This is a genomic window from Micromonospora sp. L31 (genome assembly GCF_052068075.1).
Taxonomy (GTDB): Bacteria; Actinomycetota; Actinomycetes; order Mycobacteriales; family Micromonosporaceae; genus Micromonospora; species Micromonospora purpureochromogenes.
In genome coordinates this window covers 232203-253615 of record NZ_JBQHDC010000006.1, presented here as the reverse complement: position 1 = coordinate 253615, position 21413 = coordinate 232203, and the positions used below count along the sequence as shown (strand labels likewise).

Annotated in this window: 20 protein-coding genes; 15 read left to right on the top strand and 5 right to left on the bottom strand. The window is 73.1% G+C overall.

Features of this window, described 5'->3' with window-relative positions:
* Positions 1–39 precede the first annotated feature (39 nt).
* Positions 40–342, bottom strand: a complete 303-nt coding sequence (locus tag ACTMS9_RS18625) for a hypothetical protein (protein ID WP_441165575.1) — start codon at positions 340–342, stop codon at positions 40–42.
* Between the two features lie 51 nt (positions 343–393).
* Here ACTMS9_RS18625 and truB point away from each other — a divergent pair, with 51 nt between their 5' ends.
* The 7 genes from truB to ACTMS9_RS18590 all read left to right on the top strand — a co-directional run bounded on the left by truB (position 394) and on the right by ACTMS9_RS18590 (position 8303).
* A complete protein-coding gene (truB, locus tag ACTMS9_RS18620) occupies positions 394–1278 on the top strand; it encodes a tRNA pseudouridine(55) synthase TruB (RefSeq protein ID WP_441165574.1) in 885 nt (294 codons plus the stop codon).
* Between the two features lie 75 nt (positions 1279–1353).
* A complete protein-coding gene (locus tag ACTMS9_RS18615) occupies positions 1354–2283 on the top strand; it encodes a bifunctional riboflavin kinase/FAD synthetase (protein ID WP_280836484.1) in 930 nt (309 codons plus the stop codon).
* 193 nt (positions 2284–2476) lie between these two features.
* Positions 2477–2746, top strand: coding sequence for a 30S ribosomal protein S15 (rpsO, locus tag ACTMS9_RS18610; RefSeq protein WP_088963411.1), 270 nt, complete (start codon positions 2477–2479; stop codon positions 2744–2746).
* Between the two features lie 221 nt (positions 2747–2967).
* A complete protein-coding gene (locus ACTMS9_RS18605) occupies positions 2968–5364 on the top strand; it encodes a polyribonucleotide nucleotidyltransferase (RefSeq protein WP_441165666.1) in 2397 nt (798 codons plus the stop codon).
* A gap of 96 nt (positions 5365–5460) precedes the next feature.
* Positions 5461–6828 carry a M16 family metallopeptidase gene (locus ACTMS9_RS18600; protein WP_441144380.1) on the top strand — a complete coding sequence of 456 codons (1368 nt, stop codon included), beginning with the start codon at positions 5461–5463 and terminating at the stop codon, positions 6826–6828.
* A gap of 120 nt (positions 6829–6948) precedes the next feature.
* On the top strand, positions 6949–7722 hold the full coding sequence (gene dapB / locus ACTMS9_RS18595) for a 4-hydroxy-tetrahydrodipicolinate reductase (protein ID WP_441144378.1): 774 nt from the start codon (positions 6949–6951) through the stop codon (positions 7720–7722).
* A gap of 110 nt (positions 7723–7832) precedes the next feature.
* Positions 7833–8303, top strand: coding sequence for a GNAT family N-acetyltransferase (locus tag ACTMS9_RS18590; protein ID WP_441144376.1), 471 nt, complete (start codon positions 7833–7835; stop codon positions 8301–8303).
* A gap of 141 nt (positions 8304–8444) precedes the next feature.
* Here ACTMS9_RS18590 and ACTMS9_RS18585 read toward each other — a convergent pair whose 3' ends face one another.
* From ACTMS9_RS18585 to ACTMS9_RS18575, 3 genes are all read right to left on the bottom strand, one after another.
* Positions 8445–8825: a VOC family protein gene (locus ACTMS9_RS18585; protein WP_334450642.1), complete on the bottom strand. Its 381-nt coding sequence runs from the start codon at positions 8823–8825 to the stop codon at positions 8445–8447.
* Between the two features lie 156 nt (positions 8826–8981).
* A complete protein-coding gene (locus ACTMS9_RS18580; RefSeq protein WP_441165573.1) occupies positions 8982–9986 on the bottom strand; it encodes a sigma-70 family RNA polymerase sigma factor in 1005 nt (334 codons plus the stop codon).
* Between the two features lie 59 nt (positions 9987–10045).
* Positions 10046–10627: an N-acetyltransferase family protein gene (locus ACTMS9_RS18575; protein WP_441165572.1), complete on the bottom strand. Its 582-nt coding sequence runs from the start codon at positions 10625–10627 to the stop codon at positions 10046–10048.
* Positions 10628–10908: 281 nt separating this feature from the next.
* On the opposite strand from ACTMS9_RS18575, the gene ACTMS9_RS18570 reads away from it, so the two are divergent.
* Together ACTMS9_RS18570 and ACTMS9_RS18565 are read left to right on the top strand one after the other, a co-directional pair.
* Positions 10909–12087, top strand: a complete 1179-nt coding sequence (locus ACTMS9_RS18570; protein ID WP_441165571.1) for an RNA-guided endonuclease InsQ/TnpB family protein — start codon at positions 10909–10911, stop codon at positions 12085–12087.
* A gap of 68 nt (positions 12088–12155) precedes the next feature.
* Positions 12156–13469 (top strand): glycosyltransferase 87 family protein, encoded by a 1314-nt coding sequence (locus tag ACTMS9_RS18565; RefSeq protein WP_441165665.1) that lies wholly within the window; start codon positions 12156–12158, stop codon positions 13467–13469.
* Here the strand turns inward: ACTMS9_RS18565 and ACTMS9_RS18560 are convergent.
* Positions 13368–13919: an N-acetyltransferase family protein gene (locus ACTMS9_RS18560; RefSeq protein WP_441165570.1), complete on the bottom strand. Its 552-nt coding sequence runs from the start codon at positions 13917–13919 to the stop codon at positions 13368–13370. The two genes, ACTMS9_RS18565 and ACTMS9_RS18560, sit on opposite strands and share 102 nt — an antisense overlap.
* 77 nt (positions 13920–13996) lie before the next feature.
* On the opposite strand from ACTMS9_RS18560, the gene ACTMS9_RS18555 reads away from it, so the two are divergent.
* From ACTMS9_RS18555 to ACTMS9_RS18530, 6 genes are all read left to right on the top strand, one after another.
* Positions 13997–15226, top strand: a complete 1230-nt coding sequence (locus ACTMS9_RS18555) for a winged helix-turn-helix domain-containing protein (protein WP_441165569.1) — start codon at positions 13997–13999, stop codon at positions 15224–15226.
* Entirely contained in the window at positions 15216–15893 is a 678-nt protein-coding gene (locus ACTMS9_RS18550; protein ID WP_441144364.1) for a DUF2752 domain-containing protein, read from the top strand. Before ACTMS9_RS18555 ends, ACTMS9_RS18550 begins: the two co-directional genes overlap by 11 nt.
* A gap of 200 nt (positions 15894–16093) precedes the next feature.
* Complete coding sequence (thyX, locus tag ACTMS9_RS18545) at positions 16094–16837, top strand: FAD-dependent thymidylate synthase (protein WP_238450723.1); 744 nt, start codon at positions 16094–16096, stop codon at positions 16835–16837.
* 46 nt (positions 16838–16883) lie between these two features.
* Positions 16884–17810 (top strand): 4-hydroxy-tetrahydrodipicolinate synthase, encoded by a 927-nt coding sequence (gene dapA / locus ACTMS9_RS18540; protein ID WP_441165568.1) that lies wholly within the window; start codon positions 16884–16886, stop codon positions 17808–17810.
* A gap of 52 nt (positions 17811–17862) precedes the next feature.
* On the top strand, positions 17863–19551 hold the full coding sequence (locus ACTMS9_RS18535; protein ID WP_154942780.1) for a ribonuclease J: 1689 nt from the start codon (positions 17863–17865) through the stop codon (positions 19549–19551).
* A gap of 187 nt (positions 19552–19738) precedes the next feature.
* Complete coding sequence (locus ACTMS9_RS18530; protein ID WP_441165567.1) at positions 19739–21310, top strand: S1 family peptidase; 1572 nt, start codon at positions 19739–19741, stop codon at positions 21308–21310.
* The last annotated feature ends 103 nt before the right edge of the window (positions 21311–21413 follow it).

The following is a 21413-nucleotide window of genomic DNA, read 5'->3' as shown; positions in this document are numbered from 1 at the left end:
GGACTGGCCCGGGTGCGGTGCCGCGTGGCGGGACGTGGCCTAGCTGTCGGTGCTGCCGTCCTGCCCAGCGTCGACGGTGCCGGTGGGCGCCGGCGGCGCCTCCCAGCCGACCAGCCGGACGACGGCGACGCCGACCACGATCGTCAGCGCGACCAGGAGCACGGCGACGCCCACGAGGAAGCCCGCGCCGAGCTTGCCGCGGTGCCGCGCCCAGGTCAGCCGGCGGCGTTCCGCGCCGGTCAGCTCCTGCTCCGACCCGGTCTCGGCCATCCAGGACGGCAGGCGGACCGGCTCGTCGGCGGCTCGGGACTCCGGGGACGGTGGTGGGGATGCGAGGGGCATTGTGCCGTGCGGTGACGGCGCCGGCGACCCCGTCTGGCAGGCTTGGCGGTCGTGAGCGGTGACGGGCTGATCGTGGTGGACAAGCCGGGCGGCATGACGTCGCACGACGTGGTGGCGCGGATCCGCCGGCTGGCGCGGACCCGGCGGGTGGGGCACGGTGGCACGCTCGACCCGATGGCCACCGGCGTGCTGGTGATCGGGGTGGGCCGGGCGACCCGGCTGCTGACGTACGTGATCGGCGCCGGCAAGAGCTACACCGGCACCGTGCGGCTCGGGCAGGCCACCGTCACCGACGACGCCGAGGGCGACGTGATCGCCACCACCCCGGCCGGCCAGCTCACCGACGAGGCGGTCCGGGCGGCGTTCGCCGCGCTCGCCGGCGAGGTCGACCAGGTGCCCAGCGCGGTCAGCGCCATCAAGATCAATGGGCAGCGCGCCTACAAGCGGGTACGCGAGGGCGAGAGCGTCGAGCTGCCCGCCCGGCGGGTCACCATCTCCCGCCTCGACGTGCTGGCCGTCCGCCGGGACGCCCCCGACGTGCTGGACGTGGACATCGACGTGACCTGCTCGTCCGGGACGTACATCCGGGCCATCGCGCGGGACGCGGGCCTGGCGCTGCGGGTGGGTGGGCACCTGACCGCGCTGCGGCGTACCGCGGTGGGTGGCTTCCGGCTGACCGAGGCCGCCACCCTCGACGAGTTGGAGCAGCGCGCCCCCGAGGTGGTCAACCTGCCGCTCGACGCGGCCGCCGACCGGTTCTTCCCCCGTCGGGAGGCCAGCGCCGACGAGGCGAAGGTGCTCTCCCACGGCGGGCCGCTCGACGCGGCCGGCATCGTCGGGCCGTACGCGGTCTTCGGTCCCGACGGCGGCCTGATCGCTATCGTCAGCGAGCGGGACGGCCGGGCCCGCGCGGAGATCGTGCTCGCCCCGGCCTGACGGCGGTGGCGGGTGCGCCGGTCGCGCGGCCGGCGCGGGTACCCGGCGAGGCCGGGGAAGCAGGGGAGGAGCGGCATGCAGCGGTGGCGGGGGTACGACGCGGCGCCCGGTGGCTGGGGGCGTTCGGTCGTCACCATCGGCGTCTTCGACGGCGTGCACAAGGGGCACCAGGCGACCATCGGACACGCCGTTGCCCGGGCCCGGGAGCTGGGCCTGAAGTCGGTGGTGGTCACCTTCGACCCGCACCCGGCGGAGGTGGTCCGCCCGGGCTCGCACCCCGCCGTGCTCACCGAGCCCGCCCGCAAGGCGGAACTGATCGAGGCCCTCGGCGTCGACGTGCTCTGCGTGGTGCCGTTCACCCCGGAGTTCTCCCGGCTGCCGGCGGAGGCGTTCGTGCACGACGTCCTGGTCGAGCACCTGCACGCCGCGCTGGTCGTGGTGGGGGACAACTTCCGGTTCGGGCACCGGGCGGCCGGTGACGTGGCGCTGCTGACCCGGCTCGGCCGCACCTTCGGCTTCGGGGTGGAGGGCGCGCCGCTGGTGGCCGAGGCGGGCACCGTCTTCTCCTCGACGTACATCCGCTCCTGCGTCGACGCGGGCGACGTGGCCGCCGCGGCCGCCGCGCTGGGCCGCCCGCACCGGCTGGAGGGGGTGGTGGTCCGCGGCGACCAGCGCGGACGTGAGCTGGGTTACCCCACCGCCAACCTGCTCCGCCACCGGTACGCCGCGGTCCCCGCCGACGGGGTGTACGCCGCCCGGCTGGTGCGCCGGGGGCAGCGGGAGCCCCTGGCGGCGGCGGTGTCGATCGGCACCAACCCGACCTTCTCCGGCCGGGAGCGGCGGGTGGAGGCGTACGCGCTGGACTTCTCCGGCGACCTGTACGGCGAGCGGCTGGCCCTGGACTTCGTCGCGCACCTGCGGGAGCAGCGCCGGTACGACGGCATCGAGCCCCTCGTGGCGCAGATCGCCGAGGACGTCGAGCGGACCCGCCGGGCGGTCGGCTGAGCGCGCCGCGGGCGGCTTTGCCGACCTTGACCGGATGGGACCGGGTCGGACTGGTAGTCTGGCGGGGACGTCGGCTGACCGACGTGGGGCCTCGCGTGCCTGCACGACGCCGCGGGTGCGAGGTACCGGTCCGTTCCGGTCTCCTGACCGGTTCGACGGACACCAGTGATCAACCCACCGAAACAGGGAGAACATGGCGCTCGACCAGGAAGCCAAGGCCACGATCCGCGCGGAGTACGCGACCGCCGAGGGCGACACCGGTTCGCCGGAGGTGCAGGTCGCGGTCCTCACCAAGCGGATCGCCGAGCTGACCGAGCACCTGAAGGTGCACAAGCACGACCACCACAGCCGCCGTGGGCTGCTGCTGCTGGTCGGCCGGCGCCGTCGGCTGCTCAACTACGTCCAGAAGAAGGACATCAACCGCTACCGGTCGCTCATCGAGCGACTCGGTCTGCGCCGGTGACGTGACGGGGGAGTGGCCTGCGGCCGCTCCCCCGTTCCGGTACCACTGAAGAACAGGGCCGCGCGACCACCCGAGAGGGAGCCGGTCAGCGTACCGGTCTCCGGTAGTGGCCTCCGGGCACCCCGGCATCACGCCGGTCACCCGGGCGCTTCGATCGAAGACCGGCCGTCTGAGCAGCTCCCGTGTCGTGGGCCCCCGACGCGAAGGAGCACGACAGCACCATGACCGAGACCAACCTCGGCACCGAATCCCGTACCGCCGTGATCGACAACGGGTCCTTCGGCACCCGTGAGATCACCTTCTCCACCGGCCGGCTGGCCCGTCAGGCCGCCGGTTCGGTCGTCGCCCAGCTGGGCGAGACCGTGGTCCTCTCCGCCACCACCGCCGGCAAGCAGCCGAAGGAGCAGTTCGACTTCTTCCCGCTGACCGTCGACGTCGAGGAGCGGATGTACGCCGCGGGCCGGATCCCCGGCTCGTTCTTCCGCCGTGAGGGACGCCCCAGCGAGGACGCGATCCTCACCTGCCGGCTGATCGACCGGCCGCTGCGCCCGTCGTTCGTCAAGGGCCTGCGCAACGAGGTCCAGGTCGTCGAGACCGTCCTCGCGCTCGACCCGCAGCACCCGTACGACGTGGTGGCGATCAACGCCGCCTCGATGTCGACCAAGCTCTCCGGCCTGCCCTTCTCCGGCCCGATCGGGGCCACCCGGATGGCGCACGTCGACGGCCAGTGGGTCGCCTTCCCGACCATCGACGAGCTGGCCCGGGCCACCTTCGACATGGTGGTGGCCGGCCGCGCCCTGCCCGACGGCGACGTCGCGATCATGATGGTCGAGGCCGAGGCCACCGAGCACACCGTGGCGCTGGTCGCCGGCGGTGCCCCGGCCCCGACCGAGGAGGTCGTGGCCAGCGGCCTGGAGGCCGCCAAGCCGGCCATCCGCGAGCTGTGCCGCGCGCAGAGCGAGCTGGCCGAGGTGGCCGCCAAGCCGGTCGCCGAGTTCCCGGTCTTCCTGGACTACCAGGACGACGTGTACGCGGCGGTGGCCGAGGTGGCCCGCGCCGACGTGGCCGAGGCGCTCACCATCGCCGGCAAGGCCGCCCGCGAGGAGGCCCTGGACCGGGTCAAGGCCCGGGTCGCCGAGGAGCTCGGTGGTCGCTTCGAGGGCCGGGAGAAGGAGCTCAGCGCCGCCTTCCGGTCGCTGACCAAGTCCGAGGTCCGCAACCGGGTGCTGCGCGAGCAGATCCGCATCGACGGCCGCGGCCCGCGCGACATCCGCCCGCTGACCGCCGAGGTCGGCGTGCTGCCCCGGGTGCACGGCTCGGCGCTGTTCGAGCGGGGCGAGACCCAGATCCTGGGCGTCACCACGCTGAACATGCTGCGCATGGAGCAGTCGCTGGACACTCTCTCCCCGGAGAAGTCCAAGCGCTACATGCACAACTACAACTTCCCGCCGTACTCGACCGGTGAGACCGGCCGGGTCGGTTCGCCGAAGCGGCGCGAGATCGGCCACGGCGCGCTCGCCGAGCGGGCGCTGATCCCGGTGCTGCCGGCGCGCGAGGAGTTCCCGTACGCCATCCGGCAGGTCTCCGAGGCGCTCGGCTCCAACGGCTCCACCTCGATGGGTTCGGTCTGCGCCTCGACGCTGGGCCTGCTGGCAGCCGGTGTGCCGCTGAAGGCGCCGGTCGCCGGCATCGCCATGGGCCTCATCTCCGACGAGGTCGAGGGCAAGACCCAGTACGTGACGCTGACCGACATCCTCGGTGCCGAGGACGCGTTCGGTGACATGGACTTCAAGGTCGCCGGCACCCGGGACTTCGTCACCGCGCTGCAGCTCGACACCAAGCTCGACGGCATCCCGTCGGACGTGCTGGCCGCCGCGCTCCAGCAGGCGCACGAGGCCCGGCAGACGATCCTCGACGTGATGCAGGCGGCGATCGAGGCTCCGGCCGAGATGTCGGACTACGCGCCGCGGGTCACCACGGTCAAGATCCCGGTCGACAAGATCGGCATGGTGATCGGCCCGAAGGGCCAGACCATCAACGCCATCCAGGACGAGACCGGCGCCGAGATCTCCATCGAGGACGACGGCACGATCTACGTCGGCGCGACCAACGGCCCGTCGGCCCAGGCCGCGGTGGACCGGATCAACGGCATCGCCAACCCGACCCTGCCGAAGGTGGGGGAGCGGTTCCTCGGCACGGTGGTCAAGACGGCCGCGTTCGGCGCGTTCGTCTCGCTGCTGCCGGGCCGCGACGGCCTGCTGCACATCTCCAAGGTGGGCGACGGCAAGCGGGTCGAGAAGGTCGAGGACTTCCTCAACGTCGGCGACAAGGTCGAGGTCGAGATCGCGGACATCGACGCCCGCGGCAAGATCTACCTGGACAAGGTCCGCCCGGAGGGCGCCGAGGCGCCGGCCGCCGGCGAGGCCGCCGGTGGCGAGCGTCCGGCCGGCCGGGGCGGCGACCGTGGCGGTGACCGTGGCCCGCGCGACCGTGGCGACCGGGGCGGCGACCGGGGCGGTCGTGCCCCGGAGCGCGGCGACCGGCCCCAGGGCGGCGGCGAGGGCGGCGAGGGTGGCGAGGGTGGCGAGCGCCCGCGTCGCCGGACCCGGCACAGCTGACCCACCGCGCCACAGCACCACCCACCCCTCGTCAACTGAGAGCAGGTTTCCGTGAGTCGGGCCCAGCGTTCGTCTTTTCCTGCGGCTCGACGGGGGGTGGGACCGTCCGGAGCCGTCCGGCACGCCACCGGGACGCAATCCGGTCGTGCCGGGTCGGGCCGGGCGGTCACCCGCACGCTGAGTGACGACCCGCTGGGCGGCACGGTACGCCGTACCGTGCTGCCCAGCGGGTTGCGCGTGCTCACCGAGGCGATCCCGGCGATGCGCAGCGTCTCGTTCGGCATCTGGGTGGCGGTCGGCTCGCGGGACGAGACCGGCCCGCAGGCCGGCGCGGCGCACTTCCTGGAGCACCTGCTCTTCAAGGGCACCCACAAGCGCGGCGCGCTGGAGATCTCCTCGGAGATCGAGGCGGTGGGCGGCGAGACCAACGCCTTCACCACCAAGGAATACACCTGCTACTACGCCCGCGTGCTGGACGAGGACCTGCCGCTGGCGATCGACGTCATGTGCGACCTCGTGGCCGACTCGGTGATCGAGGCGGCCGACGTGGAGACCGAGCGCGGCGTCATCCTCGAAGAGATCGCCATGCACGACGACGAGCCCGGCGACGAGGTGCACGACCTCTTCGCCCGCGCCGTCTACGGCGACCACCCCCTGGGCCGGCTCATCTCCGGCACCGAGGAGACGGTCACCCCGATGACCCGGCGGCAGATCCACAGCTTCTACCGGCGCCGGTACACCGCGCCGCAGATCGTCATCGCCGCCGCCGGCAACCTGGACCACGCCACCGTGGTCAAGCTGGTCCGCCAGGCGCTGCGCGGCACCCCGCTGGACACCGAACCGGCCGGGCCGGCTCCGCACCGGCCGGCCACCCCGGCGGTACGCACCAGGCCGGCCGCCACCCTGGTGGAGCCGAAGGAGTCCGAGCAGGCGCACGTCATCCTCGGCTGCCCCGGCATCGACCGCCTCGACGAGCGGCGCTTCGCCCTCGGCGTGCTCAACAACGTCCTCGGCGGCGGCATGTCCAGCCGGCTGTTCCAGGAGATCCGCGAGCAGCGGGGCCTGGCCTACTCGGTCTACTCGTACGCCAGCCAGTACGCCGACAGCGGCCTCTTCGCCGTCTACGCCGGCTGCGCGCCCGGCAAGGTGGACGAGGTGCTGGCGCTGACCCGCGCCGAGCTGGCCCGGGTGGCCGCCGAGGGGATCACCGAGGCCGAGCTGGCCCGGGGCAAGGGCATGAGCAAGGGATCGTTCGTGCTGGGCCTGGAGGACACCGGCTCGCGGATGAGCCGGCTGGCCAAGGGGGAGCTGCTCTACGGCGATCTGATGCCGGTGGACGAGCTGCTCACCAGGGTCGACGCGGTCACCCTGGCGGACGTGAACGCGCTCGCCGCCGAGCTGCTGAGCCGGTCGATGTCCCTGGCCGTGGTCGGCCCGTTCGGCGAGCACGACTTCTCCGCCTGACCCGCCTGGTCGGCGGTGCCGGCGTGCGTGCCGGTGCGCCGCGCGTGGATCACCGTCGTCCCGTGGGACGTGGGTGGTCCCGGCGGGTGACCGCGTCCCGATTGGGATAGGTTGTGCCCCGTGACTGACGAGCAGGAGAAGAGCCTGGACGAGCCGATCCGGGTCGGCGTGCTGGGTGCCCGGGGCCGGATGGGCGTCGAGGTGTGCAAGGCGGTCGACGCGGCCTCCGACATGGACCTGGTGGCGATGGTCGACCAGGGCGACTGGCTGTTCAACGCCTCCGACGCGGGCGCCGAGGTGGTCGTCGACTTCACCACCCCGGACGTCGTCATGGACAACCTGCACTGGTGCATCGACCAGGGCATCAGCGCGGTGGTCGGCACCACCGGCTTCACCGAGCAGCGGATCGAGCGGGTGCGCGGTTGGCTGGAGCGCAAGCCGGGCGTCGGCGTGGTGATCGCCCCGAACTTCGGCATCGGCGCGGTGCTGATGATGCAGTTCGCCGCGCGGGCCGCCCGGCACTTCGAGTCCGTCGAGATCATCGAACAGCACCACCCGCGCAAGCTCGACGCCCCCAGCGGCACCGCCACCCACACCGCCCGCCGGATCGCCCAGGCGCGCGCCGACGCCGGTCTCGGCCCGTCGCCGGACGCCACCTCCGACGAGGTGCCGGGTGCGCGCGGCGCCGACATCGACGGGGTACGCGTGCACGCCGTGCGGGCCACCGGGCTGGTCGCCCACCAGGAGGTGCTCTTCGGCACCACCGGCGAGACGCTGACCATCCGGCACGACTCGTACGACCGGGCCTCGTTCATGCCCGGCGTGCTGCTGGCCGTCCGCGCGGTGCGTACCCGCCCGGGCCTGACCATCGGCCTGGACACGCTGCTCGACTGAGCGTCCTCCCGGGCCGGCCCGTGCCGCGGGCCGGATGAGCACGACCGGCCGGTGCGGCACCGGGTGAAACGGCTCGTCACCCGGTCCGGCCGGGACCTAGGCTGACCGTCATGATCGATTCAGGGCTGCGCGACCGGGCCGGACGTCACATCACGCTGCGGCCGGTCGACGACCACAACTGGCGGGATGTCGCCGACGTGGCGCCCCGCGACGACCAGCGCGCCTGGGTACCCGCCCTGGCCGCCCGCTACCTGGTGCTGACCATGCGCTCCGACGGGTGGACCTCGCTGGCCGTCTACGCCGACGAGACGGTGGTCGGACACGCCATGTGGGGGGTGGACGACGACGGCTCCCGCTGGATCGGCGGCATGGTGATCGCCGCCGGCGAACAGGACCGGGGCGTCGGTCGGGCCACCGTCCGCACCCTGGCCGACTGGCTCGCCGCGCAGGACGGTGGCAGCGTGGTCCGCCTCTCGTACCACCCCGACAACACCCCGGCGGCCCGCCTCTACACCTCCCTCGGCTTCGCCCCGACCGGTGCGGTGGAGGACGACGAACTGGTCGCCGAGCTCACCTCCTGACCCCGTCGCGCAGGCCCTGCACGGAGCCGGCGCCCAACTCCGGGCCGGCCAGGGGACGCAGGGCGGCCCGGCCGCTCGGCCGAGAAGGGCTGACCCCGCCGGTGGCGGTTCCCGGCCGGCGCCGGGAGCCGCCACACCGGGTCAGTCCTGCGCGAGCACCGACAGGATGTTGCCGGCCGGATCGGTGAACCAGGCGATCGTTGGCCCTTTGCCGCGCATCACGCCCTTCTCGTCCTGGCCCATCCCCTCGTACCGGGCGAACCGCACGCCCCGCGCGGTCAGCTCGTCGACGGCCCGGTCGACGTCCGGCACCGGGAAGTTCAGCACGGTGTGCCGGGCCGGCTCGTGGTCCGCCTTCGGATACACGAGCACCGGCCGGTCCCCGGCGATGTGCAGGGTCAGCAAGCCGCCCATCTTGTCGTCGCGCGACACCCGCAGGCCGAGGGTGTCGGCGTAGAACTGCTGGGCGCGTCCGATGTCGTCCACCGAGAACGAACTGAACGCCAAGGTGTCCGTGAACATGCTGGTCTCCGTTCCTGCGTGGCCGGCGGCATGACCGTCGCCGGGTGGCTGCCGTCCCGGTCATGGTCCTCCGCTGACGGGGCGCTGTCCTGGGATGGACTCCGGCGCCGGCCGGAACTCATCGGTTCGGACCCGGGCCCGCCGGCGCCGTACCGCTCAAGGCAGCCGGTCGGGCAGGCCGAACAGCGGGAAGAGCCGCGGCTGGAGGAAATGGGTGAGCCGGGTGATCCGACCGCCGGAGGACTCCACCAGCTGGATCGAGAACGCGCGGTGGCCGCCGGCCGGGTCGGGCCGGAACTGCGCGAGGGCCGGCCCGCCGTTGGCGGCCACCGGCAGCAGCCGGGAACCTTGGCAACCGGCGCCCGGCCCGGTCAGCCACCGGCCGATGTCGGCCGCCCCCCGCAGCCACACCGGATACGGCGGCATGGCGTGCACCGCGTCCTCGCGCAGCAGTGCGACCAGGGCGTCGATGTCGTACCGCTCGAAGACCTGGACGTAGCGGTCGAGCAGCTCCCGGTGCTCCCGGTCCAGCACGGGGGCCGGCGCGGCCGCCTCCCGGTCGGCCAGCGTGGCCCTGGCCCGCTGCAAAGCGCTGGTCACCGCGGCGACGGTGGTGTCGAGCAGCTCGGCGACCTCGCCGGCCCGCCAGCGCAGCACGTCCCGCAGGATCAGCACCGCGCGCTGCCGTGGCGGCAGGTGCTGCAACGCCGCGACGAAGGCCAGCCGGACCGACTCGCGGGTCACCGCCAGCTCGGCCGGGTCCTCGGGAAGGACGACGGCGTCCGGCGCCGGCTCCAGCCACTCCCGGCCCGACCCGGGCGCGCCGAGCGCCGTCGCCACCGGGGCGGACGGCACCCCGAGATCCATCGGCAGGGCCCGCCGGCCCTGGCCCCGCAGCAGGTCCAGGCAGACGTTGGTGGCGATCCGGTAGAGCCAGGTGCGCAGGCTGGACCGTCCGTCGAAGCGGTCGAGGCCGCGCCAGGCCCGCAGCATCGTCTCCTGCACCGCGTCCTCGGCGTCGAAGACCGAACCGAGCATCCGGTAGGCGTAGCCGGTCAGCTCGACGCGGAACCCCTCCAGGCCGGCGGGGTCGGCCGCCGGGCGCGCGCCGGGGGCGGCCCGGTTCGGGCCCGCGTCGGGTCTCGCCGTCGGTGCGGTCATGCGGCCACCGTAGGCGAGGCCCCCGACACCGGTGGCCGACGGCGCGCGCCGGCCGCCGCTCAGTCGGTGGCGACCGGCTCGGCCGGGACCGCGACGTGCAGCCGGACCTGGGGAACGAGCATGTCGTCGACGTCCAGCGCCCGCGCTGCGCCGTCCGGCTCCCAGCCGGTGGAGGTGAGGAACTTCCGGGTCGCCTCGTCGCCGTCGAACGCCCAGGCCACCGCCCGGTCGAAGCCGTCGGTGCGCCACAGGTCCACGGTGGCCGCGAGCAGCCGGCTACCGTGCCCGCGCCGGCCCCAGCGGGGCTCGACCAGCAGGTCCGTCACCGCGGCCACGCCCTCGGCCAGCGCCTCGGCCGGCTCACCCGGGGCGAGCGCCTCGGCGTCCGCCGGGCCGGAGGCGGCGAACCCCACCAGATAGGATTGCTCGGCCTGGTCGACGGCGACCAGCACGCGGTGCGCGCCGGAGGGCGGCTCCTGCACCGCCGCGCTCCACCGCCGGGCGAGCCATGCCTCGTCCAGGTTGTCGAGCACGTGCCGGGGCAGGATCCGGCGATAGGCGACCCGCCAGGTCGCGAGCTGGATTCGTGCGATCTCGCCGGCGTCCTCGGGACGCGCCGGGCGGACGTATCCCATGGCCATTATTGTCGCGCGGACGAAGTTTGCACCCTGAGGCGCAGGACGAATCCGCGCTCCCTCCCTTCCGCTGCAGATGTGTCGACCCGGTATGATTTGCGCATGGCTCGCGAGGTGCAGGGGTTTCTTAACATGAGGCCTAACCTCCACTGGCACGTCGCGTGCTGCGGGACCTGCCGGGACAGGTCGGCGCTCCGTTCAGCGAGCATCGGCGATTCAGTGCGCGTACTGATGTCGCTGCGGTATGCGGATGGCCTAGTCGAACGGCTGTTGCGTGAGCCGGAATCGTGAGACGGGCCTACAGGTTCCTGTTGCGCCCGACGCGCCGCCAGTCCTCCGCGTTGAAGTCCTGCCTCAACGACCATCGTCTTCTCTACAACGCTGCCCTCGAGGAGCGTGGGGAGGGATACCGAAAAGCTGGGAAGACTGTGCGTTACAGTGAGCAGTCCTCGCAGCTCAAGGACATCCGACGCGCCGACCCCGATGGGCAGGGGCGTTGGTCTTTCTCCTCTCAGCAGGCCACATTGCGGCGCCTCGACAAGGCTTTCGCGGCGTTCTTCCGCAGAATCAGGGCCGCCGAGAAGCCCGGCTATCCGCGCTTCAAGGGCCCCGGACGGTTCGACACTGTGGAGTGGCCGAAGGATCGGGACGGTTGTCGCTGGGACTCCGCCTCCGGGTCCGGGCCCAGGCGCGTCTATCTCCAAGGCATCGGCCATGTCCGAGTCCACACTCATCGTAGAGTTGCGGGTCAGGTCAAGACGATCGCAGTCAGGCGGGAGGGACAGCGTTGGTTTCTTGTTCTGTCCTGCGACGAGGTGCCTGCTGAGCCGCTGCCTGCTACCGGGTCGCAGGTCGGTATCGACATGGGCGTGGCCTCCTTTCTGACCACGTCTGAAGGAATTCAGGTAGCAAACCCACGCCACCTCGACGCGTCGGCAGAGAACCTCGCCATTGCTCAGCGAGCCTTGAGCCGCTGTAGACGTGGCTCGAACCGACGGCGCAAGGCGCGAGAGCGAGTCGGAGCCCTCCACCGGAAGGTGCGTCGCCAGCGTCTCGACCACGCTCACAAGACCGCGCGCCGGCTCATCACACAGCATGACCTGATCGCCCACGAAGGTCTTCAGATTCTCAACATGACGCGTTCGGCGTCGGGAACTGCTGAATCGCCTGGCCGCAATGTCGCGCAGAAGTCCGGATTGAACCGGAGCATTCTTGACGCTGGATGGGGGGTGTTCCTCAACGTGCTGCACGTCAAGGCTGAAAGTGCCGGACGAACCGTCGTTGAGGTGGCTCCCCGTAACACGTCCCGCACATGCTCGCGCTGCGGGCACTGCGGAGGCGAGAACCGTGCCAGCCAGGCCAGGTTTCGGTGCGTAGCCTGCGGATACGTCGCACACGCCGACGTCAACGCCGCCGTTAACATCTTGCGGGCAGGGCTTGCCCGTCAGGCCGCCGAATCGGCCTGAGAAGCCGGTGCCGTCAGGCACTGGAGGAGTCACGGGACGGAAGCCTACGCAGGGCGGGAGTGACGATGGTGGCGCAGGGTGCCAGGCGGACGGCCGCACAGGCCGCCGGGGTGGTCGCGCTCGCCGTCGCGGTGACGGCCTTCCTCTCCGTGGCGGCCGTCCGGCACGGCTTCTTCGACCTCAAGGTCTACTACGGCGCGCTGACCTTCTGGGTGCACGACCACGGCGAGATCTACGACTACCTCAAGCCCGGCACCCAGTACGGCTTCACCTACCCACCGTTCGCCGCCCTCGTGATGCTGCCGATGGCGTACCTGCCGTGGCCGGCGGCGATCACCGTCAGCGTGGCCGCCAGCGTGGTGGTCAGCGCGGTGCTCATCTGGTGGCTGCTCGACCCGGTCTCCCGGCGGGCCGGCTGGTCCCGCTGGTTCACCCTGGCCGTCGCGCTCTGCCTGGCCGCCGCGTACGAGCCGATGCGCGAGACGATCAACTTCGGCCAGGTCAACATGCTGCTGCTCTTCCTGGTCGGACTGGACCTGCTGCGGCTGCTGCCGGCCGGCAACCGGTGGGCCGGGGTGGGGATCGGGCTGGCCACCGCGATCAAGCTGACCCCGGGCGTCTTCATCGTCTACCTGCTGATCACCCAGCGCTGGCGGGCCGCGTTCACCTCGATGGCCGCCGCGGCGGTGGCGACCCTGCTCGCCGCCGCGCTCTTCCCGGACGCCTCGCGGGAGTTCTGGACCTCGTCGCTGTGGAACACCAGCCGGGTGGGGGAGCTGGCGTTCGTCTCCAACCAGTCGTTGCGCGGGGTGGTGGCCCGGCTGGACCCCGACCACCCGAGCACCCTGGCCTGGCTGCTGCTGGTCCTGGCCACCCTCGGGATCTGGGCCTGGCGGTCCCGGGCGGCGGTGGCCGTCGGCGACGAGGCCACCGGGCTGGCGCTGACCGGCGCGCTGATGTGCCTGGTCAGCCCGGTCACCTGGGTGCATCACCTGGTCTGGCTGATCCCCGCGCTGATCCTGCTGGTCGACAACGCGATGGCCGCGCCCGCGCACGGTCCGCGGCGGCGCGCCCTGCTGACCTTCGCGGTCATCGCGTACGGGCTGCTGATCAGCCGGATCGTCTGGGCCTGGGAGAAGGACTTCACCGGCCTGGACGGCTTCCTGGGCAGCAACACCTACGTCTGGATCAGCCTGGCGCTGCTGATGCTGCTGCCGATCCGGCGCTGGGCCGTCCCGGCCACCGCCGGCCCGGCCGCCGGGCGTCCGGAGCCCACCGGGTCAGCCGTCGAGCCGGCCGGCGTACCGCAGCTCGTCGAGCCGGACCGGGGGACGCCCACCGGCGAGCGGCACCGGGTAGGTGGACCGCTCGCCGTCCGCTGACAGCCCGGCCCGCTCGTAGAAGCGGCGGGCCCGGGTGTTCTCGGCCAGCACCCAGAGCCGGTACTCCCGCCAGCCCCGGCCCGCCAGACCGTCGCGGGCCGCGGCCAGCAGCGCCCGCGCGGTGCCGTCACCCCAGTGCGCCGGCTCCACGTACGTCCCCAGCACCTCGCCGTAGGCCGGATCCAGGTCCCCCCGGTCCTGGTTGTTGCGGTACGGCCCGAAGGTGACGAACCCGGCGGGCACCCCGTCGACCTCGGCGAGCAGCGTGGTGAACGGGTGCTCCGGGTCGGCGGTGCCGAGGTCCCGACGCCGTTGCGCCCAGGCCACCGGGTTGAGCCGGCGCAGCACCTCGTCGGGCATGATCCCGGCGTAGCCGGCCTGCCAGCCGTGGATGTGCACCCGGGCGATCGCCTCGGCGTCCTCGGGCTCTTCGCGGCGGATGGTGAGCATGTGTCCGTTCTATTCCTCGCCGGGCGTCCGGTCCAGCGTCCGCTCCGCGTCGTACCGCTGGTTTAAGGTGCCCGACGATGGCCGTACCGGAAGCACTCTCCCTCGCCCAGGCCCGGCGGGTGGCGCTGGCCGCCCAGGGCTTCGCCGACCCGGCGCCCACCGGCGTGCCCACCCGGCGACACCTGCGCCGGGTGCTGGACCGGGTCGGGTTGATCCAGATGGACTCGGTCAACGTGCTGCAACGGGCGCACTACCTGCCGCTCTACAGCCGGCTCGGGCCCTACCCGACGACGCTGCTCGACACCGCCGCCTACCGCCGCCCCCGCGAGCTCTTCGAATACTGGGGCCACGAGGCGTCGCTGGTGCCGGTGGGGCTGCACGCGGCGCTGCGCTGGCGGATGGCCAAGGCCCACTCCGACGCCTGGGGCGGCATGCGGCGCATCGCCCAGGAGCAGCCCGAACTCGTCGCCTGGGTCCGCGACGAGGTGGCCGCCCGGGGGCCGCTGACCGCCGCCGAGATCGAGCACGACGCGCCCCGGGAGACCGGCAACTGGGGGTGGAACTGGTCGGCGGTGAAGCGGGCCCTGGAGTTCCTCTTCTGGGCCGGGGAGGTGAGCGCCGCCGACCGGACGACCTCCTTCGCTCGCCGCTACGACCTGCCCGAGCGGGTGCTGCCGGCGGATTCCCTGGCCGCGCCCACCCCCACCGACGCCGAGGCGTACCGCACGCTGGTGTCGGTGGCCGCGCGGTCGCTCGGGGTGGCCGCCGAGCCGGAGCTGCGCGACTACTTCCGGCTCCCGCTGGGCGGTGCCCGGCAGGCGATCGCCGAGCTGGTCGAGGCCGGTGAGCTGCGGCCGGTGACGGTGCAGGGCTGGCGGCAGCCGGCCTGGCTGCACGCGACCGCCCGACTGCCCCGGTGGGTGCGCGGCAACACCCTGGTCAGCCCCTTCGACCCGCTGGTCTGGGAGCGGGCCCGCACCGAGCGGCTCTTCGACTTCAGCTACCGGATCGAGATCTACGTGCCCGCGCCGCAGCGGGTGTACGGCTACTACGTGCTGCCGTTCCTGCAGGGGGAGCGGTTCACCGCGCGGGTCGACCTCAAGGCCGACCGGCGGGCGGGCGTGCTGCTGGTGCCGGCCGCCTGGATCGAGCCGGGCGCCGACCCGGGGGAGACCGCCGTCGCGCTGGCGGCGGAGCTGTACCGGCTCGCCGGCTGGCTCGGTCTGGACGCGGTGGCCCCGCCGGTCGCCGGGGATCTCGCCGATCCGCTGGCCGCCGCGTTGAAGGGCGTGGCCGGTGTACCGTGAGCGCGTGACGAGCGTGGACGGTTCGGCGGGTCAGCCGGGTCAGCAGGTGCCCGACACCAGCGCGCCGCAGGCCGCACCGCCCGGCGCGGTGGCCGCCCCGCACCTCGGCGCCGCGCCTTACGGCGAGCCACTTGATGGCGAGGGTGCCGCGCACGGTGCCGGCAACCTGCACGGGCACGCCGAAGGCGCCTGGCCGCCCGGCGCCTACCAGCAGGTCGAGCCGGACCGGCTCACCCGGTTCGTGCTCCGGGTGCACGCGCGCTCCCCGCGCTGGGCGGCGCCGCTGGCGGCGCTCGGCTGCGTCGGCATCGGGATGGCGTACGCGCTGGTCAGCGACCCCACCCGCAGCGACCCGGACGCCGCCCCGAGCTGCCTGCTCAAGCTGACCACCGGCCTGGACTGCCCGGGCTGCGGTGGCACCCGCGCCCTCTGGTACGTCCTGCACGGCGATCTGCCCGCCGCCGCCCGGCACCACTTCCTCTTCGTGTTCGCACTGCCCTTCCTGGCGTACCTCTTCGTGGCGTGGGCCGGGAAGCAGGCCTTCGGCTGGCGCCTGCCCGAGCTGCGGATCAGCTCGCCGGTGATCGCCGGGTTCCTCGCCGTCTGGCTGGCCTTCTCGGTGGCGAGAAACCTGCCCTGGGCCCCGTTCACCGCGCTCTACGTCTGACCACCCCGCACCCGACGGCCCGCGCCGCCACGCGGCCCCCCGCCGTGCGTCCCGACGGTGCCGTCTGGGAGATCTTGGACACTTGTCGTTCCCCCGGAGCGGAAACTGTCCAAGATTCGCAGCTCACGGCCGCTGTCGAAGCCGGGAGGTCAACTTTCGCGCACCGGTGCGGGGCAACTACAGTCCCAGGAATGCCGGAGATGGTGCAGCCCCAGGTCAAGCTGATCGCATGGACCCAGTTCCAGGCCCCGGACGACGTGCCGTGGTCGACCGACGCTGACGGCGGTCAGGCCCTGGCGGAGTTCGCCGGCCGGGCCTGCTATCAGAGCTGGAAGAAGCCGAACCCGGCGACCGCCACCAACGCCGGCTACCTGGCGCACATCCTCGAGGTGGGCCACCTGAGCGTGCTGGAACACGGCTCGGTGAGCTTCTACTTCACCGGGGTCTCCCGCTCCTTCACCCACGAGCTGATCCGGCACCGGCACTTCTCGTACTCCCAGCTGTCCCAGCGCTACGTCCCGGAGCGGGACGCGGCGATGGTCGAGCCCCGGGTGATCGCCGAGGACCCGGAGCTGCACAAGAAGTTCGTCGAGGCCGCCGAGGCGAGCGTCCGGGCGTACACCGAGCTGCTGGAGGGGCTGGAGCAGCGCTTCGTCGACGAGCCCAACCCGACGCTGCGGCGCAAGCAGGCCCGGCAGGCGGCCCGCGCGGTGCTGCCCAACGCCACCGAGACCCGGATCGTGGTCACCGGCAACTACCGGGCCTGGCGGCACTTCATCGCCATGCGTGCCACCGAGCACGCCGACGTGGAGATCCGCGAGCTGGCGGTGGAGTGCCTGCGCCAGCTGCAGCAGGTCGCCCCGAACGTCTTCGCCGACTTCGTCATCTCCACCCTGCCCGACGGCACCGAGGTGGCGACCAGCCCGCACGCCGAGCTGTCCTGAGCCCTTCCCCACCGGCTCTCCGGTGGTCGTCCGCTAGGTTGTGAACATGACGCACGACCACCTTGCCGCCCCCGATCGGGGCGCGTCCCGCCCGTTCGGGCGACTGCTCACGGCCATGGTGACCCCGTTCACCGACGACGGCTCGCTGGACCTGGACGGCGCCGTACGGCTCGCCGCCCACCTCGTCGACGGGCAGGGCAACGACGCGCTGGTGCTCAACGGCACCACGGGTGAGTCGCCGACCACCACGGACGCGGAGAAGGAGACCCTGATCCGCGCGGTGGTGGAGGCGGTCGGCGACCGGGCCAGGATCGTCGCCGGGGTGGGCACCAACGACACCCGGCACACCATCGAGCTGGCCGCGTCGGCCGAGAAGGCGGGCGCGCACGGCCTGCTGGTGGTGACCCCGTACTACAACAAGCCGCCGCAGAGCGGGCTGCTGCGCCACTTCACCGCGGTCGCCGACGCCACCGGGCTGCCGATCATGCTCTACGACATCCCGCACCGGGCCGGGGTGGCCATCGCCACCGACACGCTGGTGCGCCTCGCCGAGCACGGCCGGATCGTCGCGGTCAAGGACGCCAAGGGCGACCTGACCGCCACCAGTTGGGTGCTCAGCCGCAGCGACCTCGCCTACTACAGCGGGGAGGACGCGCTCACCCTGCCGACGCTGGCCGTCGGCGGGGTCGGCCTGGTGGGCACGTCGACGCACTTCATCGGCGCACCCGCCAAGCAGATGATCGAGGCGTACGACGCGGGGGACACGGCGACCGCGCTCGGCCTGCACCGGCGGCTGCTGCCGCTGTTCACCGGAATCTTCCGTACCCAGGGCGTGATCCTGGTGAAGGCGGGCCTGGCGGCCAAGGGCCTGCCGGCCGGTCCGGTGCGGCCGCCGCTGGCGGACGCCACCGCCGACGAACTCGTCCAGCTGCGCGCCGACTGCGCCGCGGCGGGCCTGGAACTGCCCGAATGATCGAACGACACGACGGACGCCGGGTAACGGCGTCGCAGATTGAGGTGGACGCGTGACCGAGGCGCACATCGAGGGTGAGCTGCCCCCGCCGCTGCCGGAGGGCGGCCTGCGGATCATCCCGCTCGGCGGGCTCGGCGCCATCGGTCGGAACATGACCGTCTTCGAGTACGACGGCAAGCTGCTCATCGTCGACTGCGGGGTGCTCTTCCCCGACGTCGAGCAGCCGGGCGTTGACCTGATCCTGCCGGACTTCGGCCCGATCCTGGACCGGCTGGACGACGTCCAGGCGATCGTGCTCACCCACGGTCACGAGGACCACATCGGCGCGGTGCCGTACCTGCTCGCCCACAAGCCGGACATTCCGCTGGTCGGTTCCCAGTTCACCCTGGCCCTGGTCGAGGCGAAGCTGGCCGAGCGGCGGATCCAGCCGTACACGCTGACCGTGCGGGAGGGCGGCCGGGAGCGGCTCGGCCCGTTCGAGTGCGAGTTCTTCGCGGTCAACCACTCGATCCCGGACGCCCTCGCCGTGGCCATCCGCACCCCGGCCGGGCTGGTGCTGCACACCGGCGACTTCAAGATGGACCAGCTCCCGCTGGACGGCCGGATCACCGACCTGGCCGGCTTCGCCCGGCTCGGCGCGGAGGGCGTCGACCTGCTGCTGTCGGACTCCACCAACGCGGAGATCCCCGGCTTCGTCACCCCCGAGCGCGAGATCGGGCCGGTGCTCGACTCGATCTTCGCCAAGGCGCGGGGGCGGATCATCGTCGCCTCGTTCGCCTCGCACGTGCACCGGGTGCAGCAGGTCTTCGACTCGGCGATCGAGCACGGCCGCAAGGTGGCGCTGATCGGCCGGTCGATGGTGCGCAACATGGGCATCGCCCGCGACCTCGGCCTGCTCAACATCCCGCCCGGCCTGGTGGTCGGGCTGGAGGAGGCCACCACGCTGCCGCCCGAGCAGATCCTGCTGATGTCCACCGGCTCCCAGGGCGAGCCGATGAGCGCGCTCGGCCGGATGGCCAGCGGCGACCACCGGCACATCACCATCGCCCCCGGCGACACGGTGGTGCTGGCCAGCTCGCTGGTGCCGGGCAACGAGACCTCCGTCTACCGGGTGATCAACCGGCTGGCCCGGGCCGGCGCGGTGGTCGTGCACAAGGACGTGGCCAAGGTGCACGTCTCCGGCCACGCCCCCGCCGGCGAGCTGCTCTACCTGCTCAACATGGTGCGCCCGAGCAACCTGATGCCGGTGCACGGCGAGTGGCGGCACCTGCGGGCGCACGCCCGCCTCGGCGTCGAGTCCGGCGTCGCCCCCGACCGGGTGGTGCTCTGCGAGGACGGCGACGTGGTCGACCTGGTCGAGGGCCGGGCCAGCCTGGTCGGGCACGTCAAGAGCCGCTACGTCTACGTCGACGGGCTCGCCGTCGGCGACGTCAGCGAGTCGCTGCTCACCGAGCGGCGGATCCTCGGCGACGGTGGCTTCATCGCCACCACCGTGGTGGTCGACTCGGTCACCGGCAAGGTGGTCGGCGGCCCCACCCTCTCGGCGAAGGGCTTCTCCGAGGACCCGGAGGCGTTCAACCCGGTCGTCCCGCTGGTCACCGAGGCGCTCAACCGGGCCGCGGCGGACGGCATCACCGACCCGCACCAGCTCCAGCAGATCGTCCGGCGCACCGTCGGGCGCTGGGTCAACGACAAGTACCGGCGCCGCCCGATGATCGTCCCGACGGTCGTCGAGGTCTGACCCACCGGCTCCGCACGCCGGTCCACCGTCCGCGGTGGGCCGGCGTCGTCGTGTCCGGGTACGCCCCGGCGAGTGACCGCCCGGACACGCTGCGCTGAAAGGTCCGGATCCGGGTCAACCGATCGGCCGTCGTCTCCGTACTCCGTTCCGGCAGGCGTACCCGCGCCGGCCGGGAGGAGCTTGGCGGATGGACCGCAGACGGATGACAGCCATCGGTGTCGTGGTGGCGGCGGCGGGATTGACGGCGGCGGTGACGCTGCCGTCGTTCGCCGGTGAGAACGCCGCCCCGCGAGCCGGTGGACCGGCCGGGGCGAACGCCACCGACGGGGTGGCCCCCGAGGTGCTGGACGCGATGAGCCGCGACCTCTCGCTCAGCCGGGAGCAGGCGGTACGGCGGTTGGCGGCCGAGCGGCGGGCCACCGGCACCCTCGGCCGGCTGCGCGCCGAGCTCGGCGCGGCGTACGGCGGCAGCTGGCTCAGCGCCGACGGCGCCACGCTGACCGTGGCGGTCGCCGACCCGAGGCAGGCGGACCGGGTCCGCGCCGCCGGTGCGGTGCCGAAGGAGGTCGACCGGGGCGTGCGGGAGCTGGACGCGGTGAAGGGCCGGCTCGACTCGGCCGGTGGCCGGGCCACCCCGGACATCGCCGGCTGGTACGTCGACGTCGCCACCAACTCCGTGGTGGTGCTCGCCAAGCCGGGCGCGGAGGAGGCCGGACGCCGGTTCGCGGCGGCGACCGGGGCGCCGGCACGGGCGGTACGGGTGACCACCTCCACCGAGTCCCCCCGGCCGCTGTTCGACGTGCGGGGCGGTGACGCGTACTTCATCAACAACGCCGGCCGCTGCTCGGTCGGCTTCTCCGTGGTCGGCGGCTTCGTCACCGCCGGGCACTGCGGCCAGCCGGGGGACCGCACCACCGGCGCGAACCGGGTCGCCCAGGGCACCTTCGCCGCGTCCTCGTTCCCCGGCGACGACTGGGCGTTCGTCCAGGTCAACGACCAGTGGACGCCGCAGGGCGTGGTGAACGACTTCAACGGCGGCACCGTGCCGGTCAACGGCTCCACCGAGGCCCCGGTCGGCGCCTCGATCTGCCGCTCCGGCTCCACCACCGGCACCCGCTGCGGGGTGGTCCAGGCGAAGAACGCCACCGTGAACTACCCGGAGGGCACGGTCACCGGGCTCACCCGGACCAACGTCTGCGCCGAGCCCGGCGACTCGGGCGGGGCGTGGCTCTCCGGCGACCAGGCGCAGGGCGTCACCTCCGGCGGGTCCGGCGACTGCACCGCCGGCGGTCTCACGTTCTTCCAGCCGGTCAACGAGATCCTCCAGCGCAACAACCTGACCCTGGTCACCGCGGAGAGCCGGGCGGCCCCCGCCGAGCCGCCCGCTGGCGGCGACGCCACCGCCCCGCCGGCGACCGCCGCCCCCACCGCCCCGCCGGCCGGCGACTCCTCGGTCTGCACCGGCGACGTCAGCCGCTCCGGCGCCATCGCCGCCGGCCGTTCCCAGGCGCAGCCCGACGGCCGCTGGTTCGTCGCCGACGGCGGCGCGCAGAGCGCCTGCCTCGACGCCCCCGACGGCGCCCAGCTGGTGCTGGAACTCCAGCGCTGGACCGGCACCGGCTTCCGGACCGTGGCCCGGGCCGCCACCGCCGACGGCGTCGCGCGGCTGGAGGCCGAGGGCTCGGCCGGCGCCTACCGCTACCGGGTCACCGCGCTGAGCGGCTCCGGCAGCTACACCCTCGCCTTCTCGGCGAGCTGACCCACCCCGACCGCGGCCCCCGACCCCCACCGCCCGGTGGTCGGGGGCCGCTCCGCGTCCCGCCCCCCCACCCCCATGGCCGCTCTTTCCGAGAAAGAGTGGC

Bases quoted from the DNA above. Each gene is read 5' to 3' on its own strand.
- ACTMS9_RS18625 (WP_441165575.1), bottom strand. From the start codon at position 342: ATGCCCCTCGCATCCCCACCACCGTCCCCGGAGTCCCGAGCCGCCGAC.
- ACTMS9_RS18615 (WP_280836484.1), top strand. From the start codon at position 1,354: ATGCAGCGGTGGCGGGGGTACGACGCGGCGCCCGGTGGCTGGGGGCGT.
- rpsO (WP_088963411.1), top strand. From the start codon at position 2,477: ATGGCGCTCGACCAGGAAGCCAAGGCCACGATCCGCGCGGAGTACGCG.
- ACTMS9_RS18605 (WP_441165666.1), top strand. From the start codon at position 2,968: ATGACCGAGACCAACCTCGGCACCGAATCCCGTACCGCCGTGATCGAC.
- ACTMS9_RS18590 (WP_441144376.1), top strand. From the start codon at position 7,833: ATGATCGATTCAGGGCTGCGCGACCGGGCCGGACGTCACATCACGCTG.
- ACTMS9_RS18585 (WP_334450642.1), bottom strand. From the start codon at position 8,825: ATGTTCACGGACACCTTGGCGTTCAGTTCGTTCTCGGTGGACGACATC.
- ACTMS9_RS18580 (WP_441165573.1), bottom strand. From the start codon at position 9,986: ATGACCGCACCGACGGCGAGACCCGACGCGGGCCCGAACCGGGCCGCC.
- ACTMS9_RS18575 (WP_441165572.1), bottom strand. From the start codon at position 10,627: ATGGCCATGGGATACGTCCGCCCGGCGCGTCCCGAGGACGCCGGCGAG.
- ACTMS9_RS18560 (WP_441165570.1), bottom strand. From the start codon at position 13,919: ATGCTCACCATCCGCCGCGAAGAGCCCGAGGACGCCGAGGCGATCGCC.
- ACTMS9_RS18555 (WP_441165569.1), top strand. From the start codon at position 13,997: ATGGCCGTACCGGAAGCACTCTCCCTCGCCCAGGCCCGGCGGGTGGCG.
- thyX (WP_238450723.1), top strand. From the start codon at position 16,094: ATGGTGCAGCCCCAGGTCAAGCTGATCGCATGGACCCAGTTCCAGGCC.
- dapA (WP_441165568.1), top strand. From the start codon at position 16,884: ATGACGCACGACCACCTTGCCGCCCCCGATCGGGGCGCGTCCCGCCCG.
- ACTMS9_RS18530 (WP_441165567.1), top strand. From the start codon at position 19,739: ATGGACCGCAGACGGATGACAGCCATCGGTGTCGTGGTGGCGGCGGCG.